Consider the following 20511-nt stretch of genomic DNA (forward strand, 5'->3'; position numbering starts at 1 on the left):
GGAAAAACGCCCCGCCCCTACAACGTGTCGCTAGACAACTTCACAACTTGAGTTAAGAACAAGCTACCAAACAAGAAGAGCGCGCCAATTGGCGCGCTCTTCTTGTTTGGTAGCTTGTTTCAAAAACATCAGCCCGTTGTGCGAAGCTGTTTTCAGACAGCTATAAAGGGGTTAAGCGGATACCTTCACGTCGTAACGGTCGAGCATCATCACCTTATCCCAGGCCTTCACGAAGGCTTTCACGAAGCGCTTCTGGCCATCGCTGCCGGCATATACTTCCGCCACGGCGCGCAGTTGGCTGTTGGCACCGAACACGAGGTCGGAGCGCGTGGCTGTGAAGCGCTGCTTGCCGGTTTTGCGGTCATTGAGCGAAAAGGTCATGCCCTGCTCATCCGTTTTCTGCCACTCGAAATCCATGCTGGTAAGCACCGTGAAGAAGTCGTTGGTGAGCACGCCCACGCGGTCGGTGAAGATGCCATGCGCCGAGTTGTCGTGGTTGGCGTTCATGGCCTTCAGGCCGCCCATCAGCGCCACCCACTCGGGCGAGGTGAGCGAGAGCAGCTGGGCTTTGTCGAGGAACATCACTTCCGGGGCCACGTCCTGCGAAATGGCTTCAAACTCAGGGTCGAGGTAGTTGCGGAAGCCATCGGCCACCGGCTTCAGCCACGTAAACATCTCGATATCGGTGAGTTCCTGCGTGGTGTCGCGGCGGCCCGGCGTGAACGGAACGGCCGTGGTAAAGCCCGCATCGGCGGCGGCTTTCTCAAGCGCGGCGCAACCGCCTAGTACTATCAGGTCGGCCAGCGACACTTTCTTGTTGCCCGTCTGCTCACCGTTGAATTCTTCCATCAGCTTGCGCAGCGCCGCCACTACCGGCACCGTGCGCTGGTTGATAGCCCAGTCTTTCTGTGGTAACAGCGCGAGGCGGCCACCGTTGGCACCGCCGCGCTTGTCGCTGCTACGGTGCGTAACGGCCGATGAAAAGGCGGTGTACACCAAATCAGAAACCGAAATATCGGTTGCCATAATCGACTCCTTGAGGGCCGTGATATCGGCCGCGTCAATTAACTCGTAGTCGGCCAGCGGGATAGGGTCCTGCCAGAGCAGGTCGTTCTCGTTGCGCTTCTCGGGACCGAGGTACCGCTCGCGCGGGCCCATGTCGCGGTGGGTCAGCTTGTACCAGGCCTTGGAAAACGCCTGGGTAAATGCGTCGAAGTCGCCGAGGAATTTCTCGCAGACCTTGCGGTATTCGGGGTCTTCCTTCAAGGCAATGTCGCTGGTCATCATCATCAGCGCATTCATTTTGCCGGGGATGTGCGCGTCGGGCGTTTTGGGGGCGTTCTTGTCTACCGGGGTCCATTGCAGGGCGCCGGCCGGACTCTTGGTCTGCTCCCAATCAAACTTGAAGAGGTTGACGAGGTAGTCGTTATCCCACTGGGTGGGGTTGGGCGTCCAGCTGCCCTCAATACCGTTGGTCATGGTGTTCTCGGCGTTGCCGGAGCCCTTGGGGTTGTGCCAGCCAAAGCCCATGGCCTCCATCGGCGCAATCTCGGGCGGCATCCCGATTTCCGAGGCCGGTACCATGCCGTGGCTCTTGCCGAAAGCGTGGCCGCCGGCAATCAGGGCCACGGTTTCCTCGTTGTTCATGGCCATCCGCGTAAACGTCACGCGGATGTCGCGCGCCGAGCCCATGGGGTCGCCGTTGGCGTAGGGGCCTTCGGGGTTCACATAGATAAGGGCTTGGTGAGAGGCCGCCAGCGGGTTTTCGAGGTCGTAGTCTGGGTCGCCATTCTGGCCGCGCCAGCGCTTATCCCGGCTCACCATGCTGTCGGGCGAGTCGGCGTTCTTAAGGTCTCGTTCTACCTCGGGGCCCCAGTACGTGCTGTTGTCCACTTCCCAGGCATCCTGGCGGCCGCCGGCAAAGCCGTAGGTGGGGAAACCCATGATTTCCAAGGCGCAGTTGCCGGTCAGCACAATCAAATCGGCCCAGGAAAGGGCGCTGCCGTACTTCTGCTTGATGGGCCAGATAAGCCGGCGCGACTTATCGGTGTTGCCGTTGTCCCACCAGCTGTCGACGGGCGCAAAGCGCTGCAGCGCCTCGCCGGCCCCGCCGCGTCCGTCGGCAATGCGGTAGGTACCGGCCGAGTGCCAAGCCATCCGGATCATCTGCGGGCCGTAGTTATTGTAGTCCGAGGGCCACCAAGCCACCGAAGTAGTCAGAAAGGTCTTGATTTCCTGCTTCAGCGCCTCCAGGTCAATCGTGTTAAATGCTTCAGCGTAGTTGAAATCCTCGCCCAGCGGATTGGCCTGCGGGCCGTTCTGGTGCAGCTGCTCTACTTTCAGCCGGTTAGGGTACCAGTCGGACAGCGCGGGCGGCGTGCCTACTGCGCCGCCAATGCTGTCGCCACCGAAGGGGCATTTGCCGGTCATTTCAAACGAGTCGGTGTTGGTTTTGTCGTAGGCTATATGGAGCATAGAGGGGTGTTGTTGGAAGGCCGATTTGGGGCCGGCCGCGGTCGGCGCGGCCTAACTGCTGAGCTGCTATAACTGTTGGAAGCTGCGTAATGTTGTGCTTTACTGAGGCCGGTAGACAGAGACGTGGACCTTGGCAAGGACCAGTTGGCGCTTCGAGGAGAATCGATTTTGTGCGTCGGTGCCCACCGACGGACGGGGGCCAGCGTTACCCCGCCGCGTATCTTTCGGCAGAAAGAAGAATGCCCACAACATCTGGCTCCGAATAACACGTATTGAAGAAGAAGATTTGCTCTTTGTATGCCTACAAAAACGAAACACCTTGGCTGGCTGGTTGTCGGCTTAATGGGGCTGTTGCTGCTGGCCGGGGCGGCCTTTGCTGGCCTGAGTCCGCAGTTCGGCGGCACGCCCACCAAGGCCGAAAAAGCCCGCTACGCCCGCAGCGGCCACTACACGAAGGGCGAGTTTCAGAACCAGATTCCGACGGAGCTAATGACCGGCAGCAGCATGGCCGAGGTGATGTGGGAGTTCGTGTTCAAGAAAACGCTCGGCAAAAACCCGCCCGGCCCGCTGCCCATGCGCCTGCTCGATTCGCTTAGCATAGCGCGCAAAGCGCCCGAAATGCTGCGCGTCACGTGGTTCGGGCACTCGGCCAGCCTGCTTGAAATAGGAGGGCAGAACATTCTCTTCGACCCCATGCTGGGCCAAGATATGGGGCCGCTGAGCTGGGTGACGCCCAAGCGCTACAACCCCCGGGTGCCCATTTTCGCCGCGCAGTTGCCGCCCATCACGGCCGTGCTTATCTCTCACGACCACTACGACCACCTCGACTACGAAACCATTCGGCAGCTGCGCACTAAAACTCGCCTGTTCATAGTACCGCTGGGCATTGCCGCCCACCTGCGCGCCTGGGGCGTCGACACGGCCCGTATCCGCGAGCTGGACTGGAACGACTCGGTCCAGGTGGCGGGCCTAATCATCGTCAGCACCCCGGCCCGGCACTTCTCGGGCCGCGGGCTTACCAATCGCAACTCCACTTCCTGGAGCAGCTGGGTGGTGAAGTCGGCCACCCGCCGCGCCTTTTACAGCGGCGACGGGGGCTACGGCCCGCACTTTGCTGCCATCGGCCGCCGGCACGGCCCCTTCGATGTGGGCCTGATGGAGTGCGGGCAGTACGACCCGCACTGGGCCGACATCCATATGGTGCCCGAGCAGAGCGTGCAGGCCGCCCGCGACGTGCGTGCCGCCGTGATGCTGCCCGTGCATTGGGGCGCTTTCACCGAGGCTAACCACCCTTGGGACGAGCCGGTAAAGCGCGCTACGGCCGAAGCCGCCCGCCTCGGCCAACCCATCACCACGCCCGAGCTAGGCCAGCCCGTTACGTTTGATGGCCGCGCGCTGCCGCAGGCGCGGTGGTGGGAGGCTGTGAAATAGCGAGTAGCTGAACGTCATTCTGAGCAGCGCGAAGAATCTCGCATGTTAGAGTGAATCTGCCGTTGAATCTACTAATACAATGTCAGCACACGAGATTCTTCACGCTGTTCAAAACGACGTCCTTTTTCACTCAGTCACTACCCCAATTCCTTGCGCAGCACCTGTAGCACCAGCGGCGCGGCTTGCAGCGGCACGCCGAAGCGGGTATCGGTGGGGAAGGCTACGGTTTCGGCGGTGCGCTGGTAGCCCAGGCGCTCGTACCAGGCTAGCAGCTCGTGGCGCACCGAAATAACGGTCATGCGTACGGCCGTGCAACCCAGGGCGCGGGCGTGGTTTTCGGCGGCTTGCACCAGCTGCCGGCCGATGCCACCGGCTTGCAGGGTAGGCTCGACGGAAAGCATGCCCAGGTACAACTCGGCGCCCTGCTGCTGCAGAAACACGCTGCCCACCAGCTCATTGTCGGTGGCGCGGTGGGCCAATAGGAACTGCGCGTTGGGCTTTTCGAGCTGGTCGCATAGGTCGGCTTCGTCGGTGCGCTGGCCGGCGAGCAGGGCCGCTTCGGTGGTCCAGCCCTGCGCCGAGGCTTCGCCCCGGTAGGCGCGGTTGACGAGGCGGTTGAGGGCCGGCACATCGGCTGGCGTGGCGGGGGAGAAGCGGAGCATAGGGCGTGAGAGAAAATGCAACGGCTGATGTGGCGGGAGCTTTGTTTAAAGACGAAAGTAAACAGGCCGGCGAAACAAGCGGGCCGGATAAAGCCCACGCCTCCACCACTGACAGTTTTCCACCTCAGCCTGCTCCACCGCGCCTTTCGTAACTTCGCCCCAGCACCCACCCTCCGCTCATGACCTTCGAAACCGTTCCCGCCCCGGAAATCGATTTGACTGCCCCAGCTGCCTCCCAGGCCTCGCCCGAACTGCTGCGCCGCGCCTACCGCCTGCTGCGCACCAGCGACGAGCTGGCCCGCCTCTACGAGGAAAACAAGGCCGTAACGGCTAAATACGTGCACGCCACGGCCCGCGGCCACGAAGCCATCCAGCTGGCCGCCGCCGCCTGCCTCGGCCCCCACGACTACGCCGCGCCCTACTACCGCGACGACTCGATGCTGCTCGGTATCGGCCTGCAACCCTACGAGCTCATGCTCCAGCTTATGGCCAAGCGCGACGACCCGTTTTCGGGTGGCCGTACCTATTACTCGCACCCCTCGCTGCGTCGGGCCGGCTTCCCCACCATTCCCCACCAGAGCTCGGCTACCGGCATGCAGGCCATTCCGGCCACCGGCGTGGCTCAGGGCATCAAGTACCTGGAAAGCCAGAACGTGGGAATGCTACAGGCTGACCCGGGTGACTTCTACGAAAACGGCCAGCCGGCGCCCGGCCTGTATAGCTCGGTGCCGACGAATGAGCACAGTGATAAACCCATGGTAATCTGCTCGATTGGCGACGGAGCCATGACCGAAGGCGAGGTGAGCGAGGCTATGCAGATGGCTGTGCTGCACCAGCTGCCCATCATCTTTTTGGTCCAGGACAACGACTGGGGCATCTCGGCTACCGGCCGCGAGATGCGCACGATGACCGCCTACGAATTTGCCGCCGGCTTCAAAGGCCTGCACCGTCTGCAAACCGACGGAGCCGATTTCCTGGCTAGTCATGCTACTATGCAGGAGGCCGCCGACTATGTGCGGCAGCGCCGCGGCCCGGTGCTCGTGCACGCCAAATGTCCGCTGCTGGGCCACCACACCAGCGGCGTGCGCCGCGAGTGGTACCGCGGCGACGACCTGGCCCAGCACACCCTGAACGACCCGCTGCCCCGTTTCCACGAGCAAATGCTGGCCTTGGGCTTTACCGAAACCGAGCTGCAGCAGCTGGCCGACGAAGCCCGCGCCACCGTGCAGGCCGACTACGAGCGCGCCCTGGCTGCCCCTAATCCCGACCCGGCTACCTTTGCCGACCACGAGTTTGCCCCACCGGCCGTAACCGAGGAAACCGGTGAGCGCGCCCCCGCCGGCGCCGAAAAGGCCCTGATGGTGGATGCCGCCCTGCACGCCGTGGACGATATTCTGCGTGAGTTCCCGGAGGCCCTGTTCTATGGTCAGGATGTGGGTGGCGAGCTGGGCGGCGTGTTCCGCGAGGCGGCGCTGCTGGCCAAAAAGTACGGCGACGCCCGGGTGTTCAACACGCCCATTCAGGAGGCTTATATTATTGGTAGCACGGCCGGCATGAGCGCCGTGGGGGCCAAGCCCATCGTCGAAATCCAGTTTGCCGACTACATCTGGCCCGGCCTAAACCAGCTGGTCGAGGAACTCAGCAAATCTTGTTACCTGAGCAACGGGCAGTTTCCGGTGCAGAGCCTGATACGGGTGCCCATCGGGGCCTACGGTGGGGGCGGACCCTACCATTCGGGCTCCATCGAAAGCACGCTGCTCACTATCCGGGGCATTAAAGTGGTGTACCCGAGCAACGCGGCCGACATGAAGGGCCTGCTACGCGCCGCCTTCCTCGACCCTAACCCCGTGGTGCTGCTCGAACACAAGGGCCTGTACTGGAGCAAGGTACCCGGCACCGAGGAAGCCAAAACCATTGAGCCCGCCGCCGGCTACGTTATTCCGCTCGGCAAGGCCAACGTCTTCCAGGTCGCCGACGCGCAGAAGCTCGAAAATGGCGAAACCTGCGTGGTCATCACCTACGGCATGGGCGTGCACTGGGCCCGCACGGCCAGCCGGCAGTTTCCCGGCCAAGTTGAAATCCTTGATTTGCGCACCCTGAATCCCCTCGATTGGGAGGCCGTGCAGGCGGCCGTGCGCCGCCACGGCAAGGCCCTGGTGCTCACCGAGGAGCCGCTCATGAACTCGTTTGCCGAGAGCCTGGCCGGCCGCATCCAGCGCCACTGCTTCCGCCAGCTCGATGCGCCGGTGTTCACCCTTGGGGCCGCTAATCTGCCCGCCATTGCCCTCAACGTGGAGCTGGAAAAGCAGATGCTGCCCAACCCCGACAAAGTAGCCACCGCGCTGGCCGAGTTGCTGGGATATTAGGCCGGACAGGAGCTGGGTTTGATATGCTGAAGGCCTAAGGCATCCATGTCAGACCCTGAATTCCTAGCCTGATCAATCATCGAAAAGGCCCGTCATCCTGCTACAGGATGACGGGCCTTTTGCTACGCACGAAGCATTTCTATCTATCTGAGCGTCAGACTTAGTGCTTCACCAGCTTCAGCACCTGCGTGGTGTTGTGGCCACCAATGCGAAGCAGATACACGCCTTTTGCCAGTTGCTGGGTGGGCAGCACCTGTTGCTGGCCGCCGTTGGCCGACCATTCGGCCACTTTACGACCTTCGGCGCTCAGTACCTCTACGCTATAAGCGCCGGTGGGCAGGGCCTCCAGGTCGAGAGTAACGTTAGCGCTGGTGGGGTTGGGGAACAGGCGTACTGCCGTCGCGCTGCCCTTACCATCAAAGCGTACCGTCTTCACATCCGAGTGGGCTACCGTACCGTCGAGGTCGAGCTGGAGCAGGCGGTAGTAGCGCAGGCCGGCCTGGGCTCCGGCATTCTTATCGGTGATTTGGTAGTCGAGGCGCTGGGTGCTGGTGCCGCGGGCCGGCAGCGTGGCCACCGGCACAAAGCTGCTGCCATCATCCGAGCGTTCTACCACAAAGCTGGCGCTGTTCACTTCCTGGGCCGTCGTCCAACTCACGAGGGCGTCGCGGCCCACTGCCTGGGCCTTGAAGTCGATTAATGTAACGGGCAGGGGTACCGCTTTAGCGCCGGAGCGGAAGATGGCCTCGGTGCCAGCTCCGCCCACCAGCGGAGCCGTGGAAGGCGAACCACCATAAGCCGGGTCGAACAGATCCACGAGGCCGTTGAAGTTGTCGTCGTGGTAATTCGGGCTGTCCATGTCAAGGAAGTTTGGGGTCTTATCCCCGTCACTGTCCCGCAGGAAAGCCGAATTCAGCACTTGATTGGGACTGCCAATGGCGTAATAGGCGGCCTTGCCGGGGTTAGCCAGCGCAAAGGCTCTTGCCTTGGCTACCAGCTCCTCGCCGGCTGTGCCGTTCTGGTTGTCGTCGAAGCCTTCGGTCCAGTCGGCCGTTTGCTGATGGATGGGCAATGAGCCCTTGCCGGCATTGTCGCCGTCGGAATCAAAATCGAACATATCTGCGACAGCACTTCCGCCCGAATTAACCGGTGTGCCCATAGCCGTACCGCCCGCGTTGGGGTCGTACGCGTCACGAATACCATTGCGATTAGTGTCGGTGTTGAAATTCACCTGCGCCTTACGGGCAGTGAAAGCGGCTGTCGTCTGGGCTTCTATCTCGTCGGTAATTCCGTCGTTATCGGAGTCGATATCGAGGAAGTTGAAGTTGCGACTGGTTTGCGAGCCATTCACCCGCTGGTCGGTGTCGTTATCGGCTAGGGTGTAGCGGCTGGTACTAGACTGCGTGGGGGTCAGCTGCTGGTTGCTGCCATTGCCCGTTACGCTATAATCAACAGAAACTTCGGCCGCGTCGGGTAGCCCGTTGGGGCCCACACCCGCCGAGAGACCTGCCGCATTGCCCGTGCCCGTCGAAGCCGTGGTGCTGTAGCGGCTCAAATTTGGATCGTAGAAGCTTTGGAAGGTATAAGTGCCGACCTGGTTGCCCGTAACAGTTTTGGCGTAGGTACTCGTCGGGTTCACGTTGCCGTTGGCCTCGAAGGCATCGGGCAGGCCGTCGCCGTCCGAGTCGAGGTCGAAATGGTTAGGAATACCATCAAGGTCGGCATCGAAAATATCATTCACTCCATCGTTGTTTGCATCCTGGAAAGCTCCGAGTACTGGGTGCACATAGGCCGCATCGAGGTAGCGAGTGGGCGGGTTAGGTAGCAGGGAAGTCGCCGCTGTTATAAAGCCCGGGTCGATGGCTGAGGCCGCTACCACCGCATTTGTAGAGGTGTTGAGCGGACTGAGTGCTTCCACTACGTCCAGAATACCGTCATTATCGTCGTCAATGTCCACATTGTCTGGCACTCCGTCGCCATCGTTGTCGCAAACGCTGGTGTAGATGAACGAGGTAGCGCCATTGAAGGCGGAGAAACCGTAGGTCCAGGTGTTCACCGTGTATTGGTCGCCATCGTCGTTGGTGGCGCCCCATTTATGGACTCCCTCACTGAGCGCATTGCCGGAGCGCTGGCCCGCCAGTTCCGTCTGTGGGGCCGGGAACCGGGCGGCTGGTAGGTTCGAGTCGTCCCAGTACAGCAGGTCGTACACAGTGCCGTTGGCCGGGCGTACGTTGCGCACCCGGAATCCGTCGGGGTTGCCCTCGGCATCATACACCGGAAAGTTGAACGCTGCGCCGTTGCTGGTAAACTGGAAGTTGATGACCTGGCCAGTCGGGGCTACGTCCTGGTTGTTGCCGTTGCGGCCATTCCAGACCACCGTATTGCTGGTGCCCGCGCCCACGCTCTGGGTCAGCAGCACGTCGGTCGAGTTGAGCTGGTAGCCGGCCGTGCCGTTCAGGTCGATGAGAATGTCGAACTGGCCCGCTTCGGCCGAACTAGTTGTGAAGGCCACCTGCGTTTTGCCGCTGTTGCAAAAGGGCTGGGGCGTTACGCTTACTGTCGGAATGGGCGCACTGGGCCAGATGGTTTCGTCGGGGTTGTTGACGAAGTTCGGATACTGGGCGTAAGCAGTGTTGGTGAGCTGGCTTTTGCGGCGGGTTGGAAAATCGTTGGCCGAGCCGACGGGACTTGATCCGAAGGCATTGGTAACGTAGAAGAATACCAGCGGCCGCATGCCGGCCAGTTCTACCTCCTTCACGTAGTACTGCCCCGGGTTCTGAATGCTTTCTACCAGCGGAAATAGTTTGAACGTGGCCGAAAGACGGTTGAGGAAACTGTTGGTGCCGGTCGATGTACCGGCCGTAAAGGCCCAGAAACGGCTGAACAGGCGGCCCGGCTTTTCCTGCCCATCTGTGCCCACAACGGTAAAATCCCAGAAGTCATACTCGGAGCGCCGCTCGCCCGTGAAGGCCGTGCCGGCGCTGTTCCGCAAATCGTTGAAACCTGCTTGGCTGCCGGCGTCAGTGAATTCGCCCGTCTGAGTAAATTCCACAAAGAAATCCTGCGTGCTACCCGTATTGTTGGTGTAGCTGAGGGCGCGGTAGCCTGTGGGCAATATGATGTTTGGACCCTGCTGGGCTTGTAGTGCCGTGGCAATTACGCCGTCTTGGTTTTCATTGAGCAGGGCTTGGCCGGTACTGGTTTGGTCGCGGGCCAATGTAGTCTGCTTCACAATAGTGCCCTCGCCGGTTCCATACCGAACTGTCAGGACGAGGTCAGCAAACGTACCGCCCGCGTACACCCCCCGATGCACGCCGTAGTACAGTGTTTCGCCCGGTTTCAGGCGCACATACATCCGGTAGTCTTCGGTGAAGAGTAGCGCCGTTGTGCCCCAGGAGCGAGGCTTCAGGAAGCCCAGCGACACGTTCTCACCCCCAATGGCATCATGGGTCAGGAAGCCGGCGCGGGTGTTGGCCGGGTCCGTCAGGGCCACCGTTGGGTTGGAGTTGGGCGTCAGCTGTTTCGAGCCTTCGGCCCGCGTCATACTAGCCGGTAAGCACAGCAGCAAGCCTGCCGCCAAATGGAGTAATGGTTGTTTCATCAGCAAGAAATGGAAAGGAGGCAGGGGGAGGGGTATTCCGGGATGTTGCCTAAATGGGCAGCCTTGGAACGGCGGGCCGAAGCCGGGGCAACGAGCAAGCTGCAGACAGGTCAGGAATGGTATTAAACCTGTGCAACTAAACTCGGCGAGAGTTGGCGTATACTCGCCAAATGTACTGATTCAGTCGACAAAAACTATTATTTGCCGGATATAAGTTGGTTTATGCTCGTTAGTGTACAGAATATTAGCTTGGTCAAATAGAGTGAATTTTACGTATTTTTGTATTTTAAATATATTTGCTCCAGTCTATGCATGAAAAAAGCCCCGCCAAGCGGGGCTTTTATACGATATGGCTATTAGAGGAGCTAGGAAATTAAAAGGGGTAGCCGATGCCCAGGTTGAAGGCGGTCTGGTCTTCACGGAAGCTTAAGTTGCGGATGGCCCACTTATTACCGGGGGCACTGGGGTCGTATACTTTGGTGGCAATGTCGAGGCGCATAATCAGGAAACTCAAATCGAAGCGGAAGCCGAAGCCCGAGCCCACGGCGAACTGCTGATAGAACTTGTTGAAGCGGAACTGGGCCCCCGGGCGCGGGTCAGGGCGCAGAGTCCAGACGTTGCCAAAATCAGTAAATACGGCCCCCTTGATGAAGTTGTAGAGCGGAAAACGGTACTCAATGTTGCCTTCAAGCAGCAGCTCGCCGGGCTGCTCCAGGTTGAAGTCGCGTACCCGCTGGCCATCCACAATCAGGGGTTGGGTCGGATTATTCGGGTCGAACTTATACTGCGTGAATGAGCCCGCGCCCAGCCGGCGTGGCTTCCAGGCCCGCACACTGGAGCTGCCACCCGCAAACAGGTACTTGTCGTACGGTATCAGAAACGAGGTGCTGGTATTCTGGCTGCCGTCGCGGCCAATGGTGGTCAGCTGGGTCTTGCTCAAGGCTGCCACGGCCCCGCCGGCCAGCCGGTACACCAGATACGAGTCGGAGGTGAGCTTGTAATAGCGGCGGTAGTCGGCCGTAAACTTGGTGAAATCGTAGATTTTGAGGTCGCTCTGGCGCAGGTTACGCGTATCGGTAAGCAGCGGTTGCTGCTGAAACAGTCCCCGACCGAGGCCGCCTACTTCGGCAAACAGGCGCAGGTAGCGCGCGTCGCGGGTTTGGTTGAAGTCGTTGGAGTTGTAGAGGGACGTGACGTTGAGGCTGGGAATGAGCAGGTTGTCGAAGCTGCGGAACAGGGGAGAACCCTGCCGGATAAGCAGGTTCTGCAGTATCGAGTCGAACCGGGCGCTGATGTTGGAGGTGCGAATAATGCTCAGGTCGATGGGCGTGAGCACGTACTGGTGGAAGGCCGAGCGCTGCCAGATGTAGTCGAAAGTTGCCTCGGCGTTGGTGCGCGTGTAGTCGGGCCGATCAACGTAAGTATACGAGGCATTGATGCGGGTGCGCGGGTTGAACTCGCCCAGCCGCGGCCCCACCCGCCAGGGCACCAGAAACCGCGGCAGCACCAGGTTCACATTGCCCCCGATCTGGGTCGTCAACTCGGAGCGCAGCTCTTCCTGAGTGTCGCTGCCTTGGGTGCCCGTGATGTCATACTGCCCTTCGAAGCCGGCCCGCACCCCAAATTCCAGGATTTCGGCACCACCAAATACATTACGGATTTTCAGGCGCACATTACCGAACGGCCCCACTTCCTGGGCTACGTAGGTGCCGCCAAACTCCACCGTTTCCTGAAACCGCTTGGCCGGCGCCGCACTAACGGTGGCGTCGAGCAGGCCTTGGGTCGAGTCGGCCGGAGCCTCGGCGCCGCGCACCCGCCGGTAGGTAATGGTAGTAAAGCGGAACATATCCAGGCTGCCAAGCTGGCGCTGGGTACGCTGGGTTTTAAGCAGGCTGTACGGCTCGTTGGGCCGCAGCGTCAGCTTGCGGTCGAGGGCCCGGGGGCTGATGCGGTGGCGGTAGGCCAGGTAGTTAACTGAGTCGCGCACGAGCGTGTCACGGTTCTGGCCGAAGCGTACGATACCCGCGTCGCTGATGAAATCGACGTGCCGCAGCGTGTAGCGCCGATGCTGCCCGCGGGGCGGGGCGTCTACGAGCGTGCGCAGGCGCACGGTGGTGGGCCGGAAGCTGGTGTCGGCCTCGAAGGTGATATACTGCTGCCGGAAATCGTAGTATCCCTGGTTTTTGAGCAGCGTTTCCAGCCGTACCCGCTCGGCCCCAATCACCTCCTCGTCGTACTGGTCGCCCTCGCGCAGCAAGCTTTGGGGCCGGGCCGTCCGCACCCGTTGGGCCACAGCCGAGTCGGCTACCTCATCATCGAGCCGCGAATAATGAAAAGCGGGTCCTTCCTCAATGGTGTAGGTGACCGTTACGCGCTGCGAGTCGGTGGAGTAGGGCGGCTGCAGCGCCAGCAGCCGCAGCGGCGTAAACCGGCGCGTGGGCACAGTGTCGGAAACCGTAATGGAGTTGCGGAAAAAGCCTTTCGACTTCAGATAGACCCCCAGTTGCTGCACCGAGGCGGCCGTGAGCGACGAATCGTACACCACCGGCGGCTCGCCCAGGCGCATAACGGCGTTGCCCTTGTCGAGGGCCAGCTGGTAGCGGCGCTCCTTCTGCTCGCGCCGGCGCAGCAGCTTGCCTACCTGGGCCGAGTCGGTGCCGGCTTCGGTAATCTGGCGGGCGTAGTCGGCCTGGGTATCGGCCAGCTTGCGGGCAATGCGCTCGGGGTTATAAAACGAGCGGCCAAACTGGTAGATGGTTACCTTTGGCAGCGGAAAGCTGCTGTTGGGCTGCTGCTGCACCAGGGCCGCCAGCCGCTCGGGGTCGGCTTTATCGGTCCCCCGGATGTTGACGTCGCTCAGCAGCCGCTGGCCGGGCTTCAGCAGCCGCAGCGGCGAACAGCCCACCAGCCCGCTACCGGCCAGCAGCAGGCCCGCCAAGGCAAGCCGCCGTAGCCGGGGCAGTTCAAATCGTTTCAAATTTCGCCCCAACAGGGCCTCAGAAAGTGCCAATGGTTTCAAAAGCAGTAGCGAAATACGTGCACGCGCTGCACCTGAAGAAGTACCGCACCCGCCACGATGCCTTCCTGGTGGAAGGCGGCAAGAGCGTGCGCGAGCTGCTAAGTTCCGGGATTCTGATCGAACGGCTGATAACGACGCCCGAATTTGCCGATAAAATTGCTGCCGAGCTGCCCACCGGGGTTCCGCTCGACCTGGTTTCGGCCGACGAGCTGACCCGGCTCAGCTCCCTGAGCACCAACAACACGGCCCTGGCCGTGGCCCGCCTGCCCGCCGAAAACGCCCTGCAGCCGGACCCCAACCAGCTACTGCTGGCCCTCGACGACGTACGTGACCCCGGCAACGTGGGCACCCTCATCCGGCTGGCCGACTGGTACGGGCTGGCTGGGGTGGTATGCTCCGAAACCTGCGCCGACCCCTGGGCCCCCAAAACGGTGGTGGCCACTATGGGCTCGTTTACCCGCGTGCCCATCTGGCAGCGCGACCTGCCCGCCTGGCTGGCTACGCTGCCCGCCGGCCTGCCCGTGTACGGTGCCGACCTGCACGGTGACAATGTGCACCGCCTCACGCTGCAGCCCAGCGGCGTGCTCATCATGGGCTCCGAAAGCCACGGCCTCACGCCGCCCGTCGAAGCCTGCCTCACCCAACGCCTGCACATCCCCGGACGCGGCCAAGCCGAGAGCTTAAACGTGGCCGTATCAGCCGCCATTCTGCTGGATAATTTTTTCCGGAATCTTTGATTGGCCGAACCAAAGAGCAAAAAAGCGGCAGTAGAAAGGCTCGTTGAACGACTCTCAAAGGAGGACGTTCAACGAGCCTTTTTACTGTCGCTTTTCGTTTTCTAATTCAGCAGCGTAAACCCGAAGCTGATGGTCTGGGCCTGGGGGCCGCGGTTGCTCTGGAAGAGGTTGTTGAGATTGTACTTGGCGAATAGGTCGATGCCACGGACGCCGATAGTGCCCTGCAGGCCATACTGGAAGTCTTCGAGGTTGTAGCTGCCGCGGTCCTTATCTTTCTTGGTGTTGCCGTCCTCCTCGTACTTGAGCTTGGTGTGCGAGCCCAGGCGGTAGCCTACAAACCCGCCGGCTCCCACGCGGAATGAGTCGCGGCCCTTATCATCGCGGAAGCTGAGCACGGCCATCAGGGGCAGGTTGATGGTGGAAACGGCCAGCTTGCTCTTCTCATAGTTGCGGCCGGCTTCGGTGGGCAGCTCCAGGGTCGTTGCGCCGTTCTGGTTCACGAAGCGGCGGTTGTTATCGAGCATGTAGTTATTGAAGGCCAGCTCGGGGCCGGTGCGCAGGTACAGCGGCGAGCCCTTGGCACCTATTCTAATATCGTAGAGCCAGTTGAAGCTGATGTAGCGCGAGCCCCAGGGGCGCAGGTCGAGGGGGGAGCCGCTCATATCCTGTTGCTTATTGGTCAGCGCGTTCAGGCCCAAGTCGATAGTAAAGCTGGAACTCACGGCGCGGTTGGCCCGCTCCTCGGCTTTGGCCTTGCGCTCAGCCGTCCGGATCGAGTCGGATTTAGCCGACGAGCCCACCCGCACCGACACCCGGTCGTTGCCGTCGGTGCTGTTTTCCTCCACCGTTACGCCAAACACGCGGCCCACGCTTACGTCTACCCGCTCGCCTTTTTTGGCGGGCTGGCCCGGACCCTGATCGTTGTGCATCGTGATGCGGATTTGCTCGGGCACCTGCTTGCCGGGCTGGTCTTTGGCGGGGTAGAACTCCATCGTTACCTGTGCGGAGGAGGAGTTTTTGCTGGCTTTCTCGGCCTGGGCAATGTAGGTGTCGAGCAGCAGCATGAGCGAATCGAGCTTGTAGTTGCGCAGTTCGCGCAGCTGAGCCCGGTCTTTTACATAGAGCGTCATCGTAGCCTGGTTGGGCAGGCGCACCACAATGGTGTCGTCGTTTAGGGCACGGGCCGAGCCGGTGGTCGAAACCAGGGCCAGCAGCATCGTCAGGAGCGGAAGCAGGAGGAAGCGTTTCATAAGAGAGGCGCTAAAAAGGAAGAGAGAGAATTACAGTTGAATGGTTTTGGTGAGCGTGCGGCTGCCCAGGCGGGCCTGCACGGTTACCGTTTCGGGCAGGCCGGCGGCGGTCAGGCTCACTGGCTCGCCCTTCACCACGTTGCGCACCTGCCGGAGCACGGCCAGCACGCCACGGCGGCGGGCGGGTTGCGGCAACTCCGGAGCTTCATAAGCGGGCCGGACATCCACTTCAATCGGGCCGGTGAGGGCTACCGTGGCAGTGGATAGGGCGGCGGGCCGTTTCAGCGCTGGGGCCAACGTAGGTTTGGGCAGATCGGGCGCGGTGGCGGCCAGGGCCGTTACCGGGGCTGGCTCGTTTGCCGGCAGTCCCAAAGCAACCGTCGCCGAACTGGTCGGGGGCCGGCGGTCGGTAGTCGGGCCGGGTTGTACACCCCCGGGCCGGCTTGCCGCAACGCGAACCGTAGTGGCCACTAAGGCGGCCGGCCCGGAGGCCGTAACGGTGGCGGTTGCTTCTGAGGGGCCAGATGGGGTCGCGGCTTCAGCCGTTGCCCGGGCCGCATTATTTATTTCAGCGGCAGCCAGAAGTTCTTGTTCATCAGCCGAATTATTGTTCGAAGCGGCAGCATTAGCCACATCTGTTGCGCGTCCGGCTGGCACGCGGGCGGGTGCAGTGGCCGCCAGCTCGGGCCGGCCGGCCGGGGCTAAGCCGCCAGTCAGCAGCCAGCCGGCAGCGCCCAGCAACACAAGCAGCGCCACCGAAGCCGCCGCCAGCCACATGGCGGGGCGGCGGCGCTTGGCGGGCTGAATTTCGGCCTCGATTTCGGCCCACACGAAGGTGGGTGGCGTGGGGGCGTGGCCCGCCAGCCGCTCGCGAAACAGCTTATCAATATCTTCCGGTTGCATACAGTTCTTTCGGTGAGGAGGTGGTAGTAGGGGCGGCGGGGCGGGCCTCCCTATTGGCCACCGCGAGGCGGCGCTGGAGCATGCCCCGGGCCTTACTGAGCTGCGACTTACTGGTGCCTTCCGAAATACCGAGCAGCTCGCCGATTTCGGGGTGGGAGTATCCCTCTAGGGCGTACAGGTTGAACACGGTGCGGTAACCGGCGGGCAAACCCGCCAGCAGGGCCAGCATATCATCGGCGCTAAGCTGGCTTTCGGCCGTAGCGGCCACGGCCGGCACGTCGTAGGTCAGATCATCGATGGCCATGTGTAGCGGCTCCTTACGGCGCAGCATCCCAAGGGCTTCGTTCACAACAATGCGCCGAATCCAGCCCTCGAACGAGCCCTCGTGCCGATACTGGTCGAGGGCCCGGAACACCTTGGTAAACCCCACAATCAGGGCCTCCTCGGCATCCTCGCGCCTTCGCAGGTAGCGCAGGCATACCGACAGCATCAGGCCCGAAAACTGCTCGTAGAGCTGTTTCTGGGCCCGGCTACTGCCTTGGCGGCAGGCGGCTATTAACTCGGTTTCCGTCACGGGAGCAGCAGCGTAAAGTTCAGGTCAAAAGCAAGTGGTTTGGGGCGTCAGATGCAAGGTAGCACGCAAGGGTTGCCTGGAGGAGAAGGAAATTTTCAGGTCTAGGGGAAAAGGCATAGAATGGCCGTAGCATAGAACGGCTGTAGCGCGAAGCTCCAGCTTCGCGTACCGTTGAACGAAACCGTGTATTACAACATTCAGTAACGACACGCGAAGCAGAAGCTTCGCGCTACAGCTGTTCCAAAAGCAAAAGCCGCTGAACATCGGCACTGGGCCCGTTCAACGGCTTCAACTTTCTTCTCCAGGAAAAATACGGCGTTAGGCTGCGGTTTCCGGCTGGCTCACCGAGGTGACCTCGTCATCCGCCTTCCGCCCAAACCCCCAGTACAGGGCCGGCATGCCTAGCAGGTTGAGCACCGTAGACGTGACCACGCCGCCCAAGATCACCACCGACATGGGGTGCTCGATTTCCGAGCCCGGCTCGTTGCCGGCCAGGATGATGGGCAGTAGCGCCAGCACCGAGGTCAGGGCCGTCATGATGATGGGCGAAATCCGCTCCAGCGACCCGCGAATGATGAGCTCCTTGCCGAAGGGCATGCCCTCCTCGCGCTCCAGGTGCTGGTAGTGGCTCACCAGCATAATACTGTTGCGGGCCGCCACGCCCAGCACCGTAATAAAGCCCACAATGGAGCCCAGCGATAGTACGCCGCCCGTCAGGAACGCCGCCAGCAGACAGCCCGACACGGCGAAAAATAAGCTCAGAATGCCCAGCGTGGCCAGCCGCACGGTGCCGAAATCGGTGTAAAGGACCAGGAAAATGCCCACTAGCGAGAGGCACACCAGCAGGGCCATGCGGTTCTGCGAGGCCTGCCGCTCGGCGTATTCGCCCAGAATTTCGGGGTGGTAGCCGGCCCCGAAAGCCACGCCGTCCACCTGCGTCTGCACGTCGCGGGCGACGGAGCCCAGGTCGCGGCCGAGCACATTCAGCGTCACGTCGATGCGGCGGGAAGAGGCTTCGCGGGTGATTTCGTTGGGCGTGGGCACAATGCGCACGTCGGCCACCTCTTTGAGCGGCACGGCTCCGCCGCCGGGCAGGCCCACCAGCAGCTCGCGCACGGCCCCAAAGTCGGAGCGCACGGCGGGCTGGCCCCACACGGCCACGTCAAAAATCTTCTGCTCCTGATAGATTTCACCCACCTTGCGGCCCTTCACCAGCGTGCTGATGGCCTGCAGCACGGTGCCCGGACTCAGGCCAAACCGGGCCGCCGCCTCGGGCTTAATCTTCACCTGAATCTGGGGCACCAGGGTTTGCTGCTGCACTTTCAAATCCACCACGCCCTCCACGCCTTCCAGCTTGCTGCCCACTTCCTTGGCCTTGGTGTAGAGCTGGTCGAGGTCGGGGCCGAAAATGCGCACCACGATGGTGGCCGAGGTGCCGGTGAGCACTTCTTTTATTCGCTCGCGCAGGTAGGTCAGCAGGTCGCGGTAGAGGCCGGGGTAGCCGTCCACCACGGTCTGGATTTTGGCCACCGTGGCCTCGTAGTCCACCTTGGGGTCCACGGAAATCCAGAGCTCCGTGAAGTTTGGGCCCACCACCTCATCGGCCACTTCGGCCCGGCCGATGTGCGCCCCGAAGTTGCGCACGCCCGGGATGGCGCGCAGCTCCTTGCTGGCCCGGATGGTGATGCGCGACATGGCCTGCAGCGAGGTGCCGGGCTTCTCCACCCAGTGCATCAGAAAGTCGTATTCCTTGAAATTGGGCAGGAATTCCTGGCCGAAAAACGGCACCAGCAGCATCGATACCACCGCCACCGTGGTCAGCGACCAGGCCACGCGCTTGGGGCGGGCCAGCAGGCTAGGCAACAGCCGGGCGTAGTGACGCTTGAGCCAGGCCACCACCGGCGCATCTTTCGCTTCTTTTTCGGCGGCCTTGGGCAGCAGCAGGAGCGCCAGCGCGGGCGTGAGCGTGAGGGCCACAAACAGCGAGGCCAGAATGGCTAGCACGTAAGCAAAGGCCAGCGGCTGGAAAAAAGCCCCCGACAGCCCCGGCAGCAGGAAAATGGGCAGCAGCACCAACGCCACGATAACCGAGCCGTAAATCACGGCCGAGCGCACTTCCATCGAGGCTTCATACACCACCGCAAACGCGGTTTTAGGCGAGCCCGCTGCCTTGTTCAGCCGCAGCCGGCGCATGATGTTTTCTACGTCGATAATAGCGTCGTCCACCACTTCGCCCAGGGCAATGATGAGGCCGGCCAGCACCATGGTATCGATGGTTTTGCCGGAGTAGCGCAACGCCAGCGCCGCCGCAATCAGCGACGTAGGCAGCGCCAGGGCACTAATCAGGGCCGTGCGCCACTCGTAGAGGAAAAACAGCAGCACCAGCACCACCAGCACGCAGCCGATGAGCAGCGACTTGTTCAGGTTGCTCAGCGACATCTCAATAAAGGTCGCGGGCCGGAAGATGGTCGAGTCGATTTCCAGCCCTTTCAGGCCGGGGCGCATGGCCTCCAGGGCCGCTTCCACCTGGCGCGTCACCTCCAGGGTGTTGGCGCCGGGCTGTTTTTCCACGATGAGCAGCAGGCCGGGCACGTCGTTAATCACGGCGTCGCCGATGGGGGCGGGGAATCCCTCCACTACCTGCGCCACTTCGCCCAGCTTCAAACTCACGCCGTTGCGGAAAGTAACGGGCATCTGGGCCAAATCGGCCGCACTCTGGATGGCCGAGCTTTGCGACACGGCCAGGCGCTGGTTGGGTGAGTCGATGAAGCCGCCGCCGGCCAACGTGGTGGCGTCGGCCGCGGCCTTCTCCACTTCGGCCAGCGTGAGGCCCAGCGTGCGCAGCTGCTCGGGGTTCACCAGCACCTGCAGCTGCCGGTCGCGCTGGCCCCAGATGGCCACGTTGGCCACGCCGGGCACGGCCATCAGCCGCGGCCGAATGCTCCAGCGGGCCAGCGTGGTCATTTCCACCTGCGTAAGGCTGTCGGAGGTAATGCCGATTTTCAGCACCCGGCTCGTCGACGAGAGCGGCGAGAGCATCACCGGGGGGCGGGCCACGCCGGGCAGCGTGGGGGCCACCCGCGCCAGCCGCTCCTGCACCGCCTGCCGGGCGTTGTTAATATCGACGCCCTGCGGGAAGTACAGCACCACCGACGACAAGCCCAGCACCGATTTGGAGCGGATTTTCTTCACGTCGGGCGTGCCGTTCAGCGCGTTTTCCAGCGGCACGCTCACCAGCGCTTCCACCTCGGCCGTGCTCAGGCCCGGCGCTTCGGTCTGCACCTCCACATAGGGCGGCGCAAACTCCGGAAATACGTCCAGCGGCGTATTGCGCACCACCTGCAGGCCCGCCACGAGCATCACCCCAAACAGGATGACGACCACCAGCCGCAGCCGCAAAGCTGATTCAATTATCCACTTCATTCGATAGTGTTTAAGGACTTTTTTTTGTTAGCACGTCATGCTCATCAGGCGTCTGCTTAACTGAAGCATC

11 protein-coding genes are annotated in these 20511 nt (G+C 61.9%); 3 read left to right on the top strand and 8 right to left on the bottom strand.

The window, feature by feature from the left end; all coding sequences use genetic code 11:
• Positions 1-171 precede the first annotated feature (171 nt).
• Complete coding sequence (katG, locus tag HW556_RS10810) at positions 172-2475, bottom strand: catalase/peroxidase HPI (protein ID WP_176900038.1); 2304 nt, start codon at positions 2473-2475, stop codon at positions 172-174.
• Positions 2476-2772: 297 nt separating this feature from the next.
• Here katG and HW556_RS10815 point away from each other — a divergent pair, with 297 nt between their 5' ends.
• Positions 2773-3906 (top strand): MBL fold metallo-hydrolase, encoded by a 1134-nt coding sequence (locus HW556_RS10815; protein WP_176900039.1) that lies wholly within the window; start codon positions 2773-2775, stop codon positions 3904-3906.
• 137 nt (positions 3907-4043) lie between these two features.
• Here HW556_RS10815 and HW556_RS10820 read toward each other — a convergent pair whose 3' ends face one another.
• Positions 4044-4568, bottom strand: coding sequence for a GNAT family N-acetyltransferase (locus HW556_RS10820; protein ID WP_176900040.1), 525 nt, complete (start codon positions 4566-4568; stop codon positions 4044-4046).
• Positions 4569-4747: 179 nt separating this feature from the next.
• Between HW556_RS10820 and HW556_RS10825 the strand changes: the two genes are divergently transcribed.
• Positions 4748-6934: an alpha-ketoacid dehydrogenase subunit alpha/beta gene (locus HW556_RS10825; protein WP_176900041.1), complete on the top strand. Its 2187-nt coding sequence runs from the start codon at positions 4748-4750 to the stop codon at positions 6932-6934.
• A 160-nt stretch (positions 6935-7094) separates the two neighbouring features.
• On the opposite strand, the gene HW556_RS10830 is transcribed toward HW556_RS10825, so the two are convergent.
• Both HW556_RS10830 and tamL read right to left on the bottom strand, forming a co-directional pair.
• Complete coding sequence (locus HW556_RS10830) at positions 7095-10478, bottom strand: T9SS type A sorting domain-containing protein (RefSeq protein WP_176900042.1); 3384 nt, start codon at positions 10476-10478, stop codon at positions 7095-7097.
• A gap of 430 nt (positions 10479-10908) precedes the next feature.
• Entirely contained in the window at positions 10909-13512 is a 2604-nt protein-coding gene (gene tamL / locus HW556_RS10835; RefSeq protein ID WP_176900043.1) for a translocation and assembly module lipoprotein TamL, read from the bottom strand.
• A 32-nt stretch (positions 13513-13544) separates the two neighbouring features.
• On the opposite strand from tamL, the gene HW556_RS10840 reads away from it, so the two are divergent.
• Positions 13545-14291, top strand: a complete 747-nt coding sequence (locus HW556_RS10840; protein ID WP_176900044.1) for a TrmH family RNA methyltransferase — start codon at positions 13545-13547, stop codon at positions 14289-14291.
• Between the two features lie 101 nt (positions 14292-14392).
• On the opposite strand, the gene HW556_RS10845 is transcribed toward HW556_RS10840, so the two are convergent.
• From HW556_RS10845 to HW556_RS10860, 4 genes are all read right to left on the bottom strand, one after another.
• Positions 14393-15541 (bottom strand): outer membrane beta-barrel protein, encoded by a 1149-nt coding sequence (locus HW556_RS10845; RefSeq protein ID WP_176900045.1) that lies wholly within the window; start codon positions 15539-15541, stop codon positions 14393-14395.
• Between the two features lie 30 nt (positions 15542-15571).
• Complete coding sequence (locus tag HW556_RS10850; RefSeq protein ID WP_176900046.1) at positions 15572-16444, bottom strand: hypothetical protein; 873 nt, start codon at positions 16442-16444, stop codon at positions 15572-15574.
• Entirely contained in the window at positions 16425-17018 is a 594-nt protein-coding gene (locus HW556_RS10855; protein WP_176900047.1) for an RNA polymerase sigma factor, read from the bottom strand. Before HW556_RS10855 ends, HW556_RS10850 begins: the two co-directional genes overlap by 20 nt.
• Positions 17019-17336: 318 nt before the next feature.
• Positions 17337-20441 carry an efflux RND transporter permease subunit gene (locus HW556_RS10860; protein ID WP_176900048.1) on the bottom strand — a complete coding sequence of 1035 codons (3105 nt, stop codon included), beginning with the start codon at positions 20439-20441 and terminating at the stop codon, positions 17337-17339.
• Between the last annotated feature and the right edge of the window lie 70 nt (positions 20442-20511).

This window comes from Hymenobacter terrestris, from assembly GCF_013377905.1.
GTDB lineage: Bacteria > Bacteroidota > Bacteroidia > Cytophagales > Hymenobacteraceae > Hymenobacter > Hymenobacter terrestris.